Origin of the sequence: Capnocytophaga sp. oral taxon 380 str. F0488, assembly GCF_000318255.2 — a bacterium.
Classification (GTDB): Bacteria; Bacteroidota; Bacteroidia; order Flavobacteriales; family Flavobacteriaceae; genus Capnocytophaga; species Capnocytophaga ochracea.
On sequence record NZ_KB291212.1, the window covers coordinates 7,213 to 13,477 of the forward strand.

The window sequence follows — 6,265 nt, forward strand, 5'->3', positions numbered from 1 at the left end:
GACGAGGGACGAATGACGAATGACGAAGGGAATGTAAGGTCGTAGTAAGACGGGCGGGTGAAAAATAGTGTTATATATTATATTGAACTGAGATTAATGGGTAGGCTTACTACTTAGAAAGAAATCGCTGTAGAAGTTTTGGGTTTGCATAAGGTGGTTGTGAGTGCCTGAATGACTTACGGTGCCGTTTTCTAAAATACAAATACGGTCGGCGAAGTGTTGTAAGGAATGCAAACGATGAGAAATAAAGAGTGTAAGACTATCGCGTTTAATTTCATTGAGTATCCTATGCACAAAAGCTTCGGTATGCCTATCCATTGCTGAGGTAGCTTCGTCTAAAATGAGCAATTGAGGTTTCTTAAACAGCGCCCGCGCAAAGGCAATAAGTTGTTTTTGTCCGCCTGAGATATTTACACCTTTCTCTCCCAGCTGAGTAGTTAAGCCTTGTGGAAACTGATTGAAGTAAGTGTCGAAGCCATATTCGCTAAGAAAAGCCAAGAGGTCTTCTGCTTTACAAGGAGTTCCTAATAAAATATTATCCAATACATTTCCGTTGAAAATAGCTACTTCTTGAGGAATATAGGCTACTTTACTGCGATAGCTCTTTGTAGCAATAGTGTTTAAAGGGTATTGCTGATTGATGTAAATAACACCTTCATCGGGAGGGTAAAACTGCAATAACAGATTGGCAAGCGTACTCTTACCACAACCATTTTCACCTACAACAGCCACTATTTCGCCTTTGTTTATTTGTAAAGAAAGATGGTGCAAGATAGGTTTTCTACCTATAAAGCGAAACGATACGTTTTCTAAGGTTATCCTATCGATAGTGTGGATATTTTTACCTTCTTCTTGCTCAGGAGGTATGGCTGTGAAATTGTACATACGAGCAAAAGCCACTTTAGCTTCGTTGATAGGAATGCTTATCAGGGCTAAATTGAGAACAGAGGGCAATAAAGAACCTACCATTGAGAGGATAGCCATCAGTTCGCCTAATAGTAATGTTCCGTTTAGCACTTGTATGGCATTGTAAACGAGTATGCTCACTAAGAAAATGACGCTTATCGCCCCTGAAATCCAAGAGAGTTTGATATTTACTTTACCTAACTGAAAAACTTTCTCTTGTGAAGATAGAAAAATAGTCTTGTTTACTTTTGAAAAGACTCCTTGTTTATTACCTATCTTTATATCGGTAATACCTTGAAAGGTATTGATATAATGACTTTCGACCAAAGCGTAACTCTGCATTACTTCGCGTTGTAAGGCAACGATTTTAGCATTGTTTTTATGAATGACGAAAAAGTAAATGGGAATGGAAAGCAAAGTGAATACGCCCACTTGCCAAGAGTAGTAAAACAAGAACGTAGACGTGATAAGCACTACCAAAATATCAATGAACGTAGCACTCACGAGCATTTTTATGACCCGTTGAATGCGCTGAGTGTCGTTTAGGCGGGCTACTAATTCTCCTATTTTGCGTGTATCGAAAAAGAATTTGGGCAAGTGGAGGAGTTTGCTAAAAAACTGCTGGTTGATACGCGTATTGAAGTCTTTGGCTTGCAAGAGTAAGAAGTATTCTCTCACTACTGAAATACCGATACGAGCCAATAACAAGAAAGTGAGCAATAGCACGCCTTGAATGAGCTTGCTAACGTCTTTTGAGGGGAGAATGTTATCGATGAGTTTTTGAGAGAAGATAGCCATAGCTAAGCCTAAAACAGCTATAACCGTGCCTAAGAGTCCGCTGATGAGTAGCAGGCGTACGTCTTTTTGAATGAGATTTAAAAACCATTTAAACTGTGCTTTTTGCTGTGTTGTTTTCTTTTTAAACTGCGGAGTAGGGGTGAGTGTTAGACAAGTTTTAGAGCGCCAAAGGCTGTTTAATTCTTCTGGAGATAGTTTTATAATACCTTTGGCGGGGTCTCCAATGATAAATACACCCTTTTCAAAGCCATAGCACACTACATAATGCTCTAAGTTGCCCATAGTTAAATGCAGTATAAGCGGAGCGTTATAGGCTTTGAGAACTTCTATATCCGCCTCGTTGCCTTCTGCCTCAAAGCCTATGGATTTGGCAGCTTGGTAGAGCCCTAATAGGGTAGTGCCTTGCACGGTAGTACCACTAAGCGAGCGAAGTTCTTCTAAGGTGTGCGCACCACCGTAATATTGGACAAGAGACAACAAGCAAGCCACTCCGCAATCGCTTTGGTCGTGCTGGAGTACAAAAGTTTTATGAATAAGTTTTAGGGAGAGAGGCATATAACAGAAGGGCTGTTAAAGTTAGTTAGTTTTTAGTTTTTCCCCTTTTGGTCTCAAAATATACTACTAAAAAAGTAATAACGAATAGAATACCCGATACTATTTGGGCAATACCTCCTTCATTATGGAAATATTCCACTACAGCATAGATAGTATTACCCAAAGCGAGGAGTATCATTGCTATAATAACAATAGGGTTTCTGGGATTCATAACTAAGTATTTTTACTCCCCTCATTTAAGAGACCCTAAATGGGGTTATTAAGGTTAAATTTTATAAAGCAAGCTAACGCTCTTGTTGTTCTTTTTCTTCTTCTTTTCGTATTTTGTAAATGTCTATACCAACAGATATACCAGTGGATACACATACAAAAACATTGATCATCATAGCCCAAAATATTTTGGGTTCAGGATTCGTTACTACAACGTAAGCAATGCTAGCTCCTGCAGTAAGAAAAGCAACTATAAATATAACACTTCTTAAATCCTTTCTTAAATAAGGTCTCATAAATTAATGGTTTTAAAACCAAATAAGTTTGGCGAGAATGATAAGAAATAGTATAAAATAGCAAATAGTAATATAATATTCCTTTTTATAGTGTTTAGCTATGTACTGCCTCAAAGCCTCTAAAACAAGAAGCACTACAAGAACAGTTACTATATGTGCTAAAAACACTTCGTACCACTGATAGCCTATGATATTTTTGCAAAGGTATACACTGCTTAATACAAAATACCCTATAAAGAAAGGATTTTTGAGCAACTGAACTACATTAGCTAGCACCTTCCCTTCTTTATACTTTTCGGGATATATGAAAGGGATAACCAAATGCAAGGAGATGAACACTACTGAGTCCATTAAAAAGGCTTCGGTGAAGTGTTCTTTCTCAAAAGCAAATACAATGACTATTATGTAGAGGGTTAATAATACAGCGTATAAAGCTATAAATATTTTAGATAAATCTTCTCTTTTCATACAGATTGTTCTTTTCTCTTTTCTTCATACAAGAAGCCTGCTCCTGCTACACTTAAGGCTAAGATAAAGGATATATTTTTAAAAAATGTATCGCTAAAAAAAGCTATATAGTTTTGGAGAAGTATCCCCATAATACATATATAAATATAGTAATACCTCTTGAATTTTAAAAGATATAAACTTAGTTTAACAATAACTGTTGCCAAGATAAGCAAAGCTACAACTAATGCTACTATTTCAAGGATAGAAAAAGTGTTTTCTATTTTATAAAAGAGCCCCATTAGTAAAGGCAACAACAATACTACCCAATTAGGGATATATAAACTTTGCTCTTTGAAAGTAATGTATTTATTTTCTTTAAAGTTATCTAAAGGAATAAAAATAGATAAAGAAAAAATATTTAATACAATGTTGTACAAAACGATATTCCCTTCTGTCTTATCTACAAGATAGAATAATACGATAGTAATAGCTACTATAAAAAGCCTAAATAAATTGCCAAAAATGCGCATAATAAGCTGTAATTATTTTTTTAGCTTGTGCCTCAAAAGCAAAAGGTTTTTAAAACCCTCATTTAAGAAACCCTAAATGAGGGTTGTTAAGGTTAAAAATTTACATTAAAGCAAGCTAACGCTTTCGCTCTTCTTTTCGTTGCTTTGATATGCCAATTCCTACTGATATAGTTGTACATAAACAAGCAAACGCGTTAATTGACAAACCCCAAAAGGTTTTATTATCCGTATCTGCTATTAGAAGGTAAGCAATGCTTGCTCCCATAGTTCCTAAAGCAACCACAAATATAACACTTCTTACATCTCTTTTTAAAAAAGTTTCCATAAGAACAAATATTTTTTCTAGGTGAAACAAGAGTATCCCCAAGAAGCAGGAGCAACGGCAAAACCAACAGCTGCAGCGTATAAGCCGATTCCTCCTGTTGCTACGGCAAGACCTGCAAAAGCAGCAACTAATCCAACAGAAGCAAAGGCACATTCAAGTCCCCCTCCGCCTCCTTGGATTTCTTCCATTTGTTTTAATTCTAATTTTTTCATCGTTTAAAAATTTTATATTAATAAATAATTACTATCATCTAAAAGAAGTATCCACAAACGCTAGCTTTTTTGCTCCTCTCCTTAACAGATGATTTTATTTTTCGCCTAAGAGCTGTAATAGTTTTTCGGCTCTTAGTTGTCCTTTATGCCTAAGTAGTAATTTGCCTTGCGCATCGTACGCTAATATATAGGGTATACTATTGGCTTCGAATTGTTTAGCAAAAGTATAAGTGCTATCTTGCAAGCATATTACCTTGTCTTTACCCAATAAGTTTTGCTTTATGGCAAAGGCTTTAATGGCTTCTTTACTCTCGTTTGAGACGAGTAGTAATGTGGTTGCTTTAAAATGTTCTAACTGCTCGCTAATGTCTTTGGTTTCATAGAAACAATAGCCACATTCGGTATTGAAATAGATAAAAACAGCTTTGTTATTTTTAGGAAGGTTCGCTTTCGTAAAAGCACTCCCTTCTAAGGTTTGAAAGCTAAACTCGGGCAAAGTGCTGAGTTTTTGCTGTACTTGCTCTTTGTATTGTAGCTTTTGTACGATTTGAAAGCCCATAAAACTTAGAAATAGTAGTACGACTGCTATAATGAGTTTCTTTATGACTGATTTCTTCATATTACGAAATATTTAAGGTAAAGAACATCACACATACTACCCATAAGAGTAAGCCTACCCCATAACCGCTTGCCATAATGTTAATCCCTTTGCCGGTGGTGCTACCGATGGCTTTATTCAGTTGTACCGCCATAAAAAACCAATAGGCTATTTCGAATAAATTCAGCACTTGCAAAGGATAGATAAACCAAACAGCAATGCCTTTATACCCTGTGATATTCAGTGCTGAAAGCGGATAGAAATACTGCACGTCCTCCAAAGTAAAATTGGGCTGAAAGAACGCAAACCAACACAACTTAACAATAGGGACGACTAAAAAGATACATTCGCCTAATAGCGCCATACGAAAGAGCTGTTTATAAGGTAGTTTCTCATTGTAAAACAGACAACCTATGTCTATCAGCAGGGCGGTGACGCTTATTTTTATCAGTAGTAGTATAGGAACGAACACATAGCCTACCCATTGCCATTTATCTTTAAATGAGAGTACTTCGTTAATCTGTTCGGCAGTGAGTTGTTCGGATAAGGAATGTGCCATTACGCCATTTAGGTTTAGCACTACCGATGAGATATAAGAAAGCACTATATAAGTAGCTGATAAAGCAATAAAAATGGAGCTGTTATTCCATTTCATAATAACGCATTGGTTTTAAATCACATTACAAAGGTATAGTATCTTTTTTGAATTTCGCAATACTTTTAAGAAGAAAAAATAAACCATTGGTTTATGAAAAATATACTTTTAGTTAAAAAAAATTGCGCATTAGTGTATTTTTCCTACCTTTGCCAAGAAAACTAATAGTATATATTTGGTATGGAAATAAACAAAATATTAGAAAGAATTGCTAAAGAAAGAAGCAAAAAAGGCTATACGTATGAAAATATGGCTGATGATTTAGGGGTTACTCCTCCTGCTTATAGAAAAATAGAAACAGGCGAGACTAAACTTTCGGTAGAGAGAATGTTCCAAATCTCTACTGTTTTGGGCGTTCCTGTAAGTGAACTTTTAGACATAGGGGAGAGTTGGGTGCAACATAACAGCTATAATAAAGATTCTAATATTTCAGCTCAAAAAATAGAGCACTTTTATCAAGAGAATAAAGAGACGATAGAGAGACTTATCGCTTCGTATGAGGCACGGCTGAAAGAAAAGGACGAACAAATAGCCTTTTTAAAAGGGTTTTTGAAGAAGTAGGTCGGTAGCACGACGGGCGGGTGCGAGCCGCACGGGCGGGGAAAATGAGGAAATGAGGAAATGAGGAAATGAGAGAATGAGGAAATGAGGAAATGAGAGAATGAGAAAATGAGGAAATGGGGTGTGAGGTTGTATTAGAGGAATGAGGCTGTGCCTCAGAAATCAAACA

Annotated in this window: 10 protein-coding genes; 1 reads left to right on the forward strand and 9 read right to left on the reverse strand. The window is 36.3% G+C overall.

What is annotated here, in order from left to right:
• Positions 1-93 precede the first annotated feature (93 nt).
• The 9 genes from HMPREF9078_RS07885 to HMPREF9078_RS07925 all read right to left on the reverse strand — a co-directional run bounded on the left by HMPREF9078_RS07885 (position 94) and on the right by HMPREF9078_RS07925 (position 5,535).
• Positions 94-2,259: a peptidase domain-containing ABC transporter gene (locus HMPREF9078_RS07885; RefSeq protein ID WP_009420179.1), complete on the reverse strand. Its 2,166-nt coding sequence runs from the start codon at positions 2,257-2,259 to the stop codon at positions 94-96.
• A gap of 25 nt (positions 2,260-2,284) precedes the next feature.
• Entirely contained in the window at positions 2,285-2,470 is a 186-nt protein-coding gene (locus tag HMPREF9078_RS07890) for a hypothetical protein (RefSeq protein WP_009420180.1), read from the reverse strand.
• Between the two features lie 73 nt (positions 2,471-2,543).
• Positions 2,544-2,765 (reverse strand): hypothetical protein, encoded by a 222-nt coding sequence (locus tag HMPREF9078_RS07895; protein WP_009420181.1) that lies wholly within the window; start codon positions 2,763-2,765, stop codon positions 2,544-2,546.
• Positions 2,766-2,777: 12 nt separating this feature from the next.
• On the reverse strand, positions 2,778-3,233 hold the full coding sequence (locus tag HMPREF9078_RS07900) for a hypothetical protein (protein WP_009420182.1): 456 nt from the start codon (positions 3,231-3,233) through the stop codon (positions 2,778-2,780).
• Complete coding sequence (locus HMPREF9078_RS07905) at positions 3,230-3,745, reverse strand: hypothetical protein (protein ID WP_009420183.1); 516 nt, start codon at positions 3,743-3,745, stop codon at positions 3,230-3,232. The genes HMPREF9078_RS07900 and HMPREF9078_RS07905 overlap by 4 nt, the downstream gene beginning before the upstream one ends.
• Before the next feature lie 115 nt (positions 3,746-3,860).
• The gene (locus tag HMPREF9078_RS07910) at positions 3,861-4,070 is read right to left on the reverse strand and encodes a hypothetical protein (RefSeq protein WP_009420184.1); all 210 of its coding nucleotides are present in this window, start codon (positions 4,068-4,070) and stop codon (positions 3,861-3,863) included.
• A gap of 17 nt (positions 4,071-4,087) precedes the next feature.
• Positions 4,088-4,258: a hypothetical protein gene (locus tag HMPREF9078_RS07915; protein ID WP_157453570.1), complete on the reverse strand. Its 171-nt coding sequence runs from the start codon at positions 4,256-4,258 to the stop codon at positions 4,088-4,090.
• A 118-nt stretch (positions 4,259-4,376) separates the two neighbouring features.
• Positions 4,377-4,901, reverse strand: coding sequence for a redoxin domain-containing protein (locus HMPREF9078_RS07920; RefSeq protein ID WP_009420186.1), 525 nt, complete (start codon positions 4,899-4,901; stop codon positions 4,377-4,379).
• 1 nt (position 4,902) lies between these two features.
• Positions 4,903-5,535: a hypothetical protein gene (locus tag HMPREF9078_RS07925; RefSeq protein ID WP_009420187.1), complete on the reverse strand. Its 633-nt coding sequence runs from the start codon at positions 5,533-5,535 to the stop codon at positions 4,903-4,905.
• Positions 5,536-5,715: 180 nt separating this feature from the next.
• On the opposite strand from HMPREF9078_RS07925, the gene HMPREF9078_RS07930 reads away from it, so the two are divergent.
• On the forward strand, positions 5,716-6,096 hold the full coding sequence (locus tag HMPREF9078_RS07930) for a helix-turn-helix domain-containing protein (RefSeq protein ID WP_009420188.1): 381 nt from the start codon (positions 5,716-5,718) through the stop codon (positions 6,094-6,096).
• Positions 6,097-6,265: the final 169 nt, after the last annotated feature.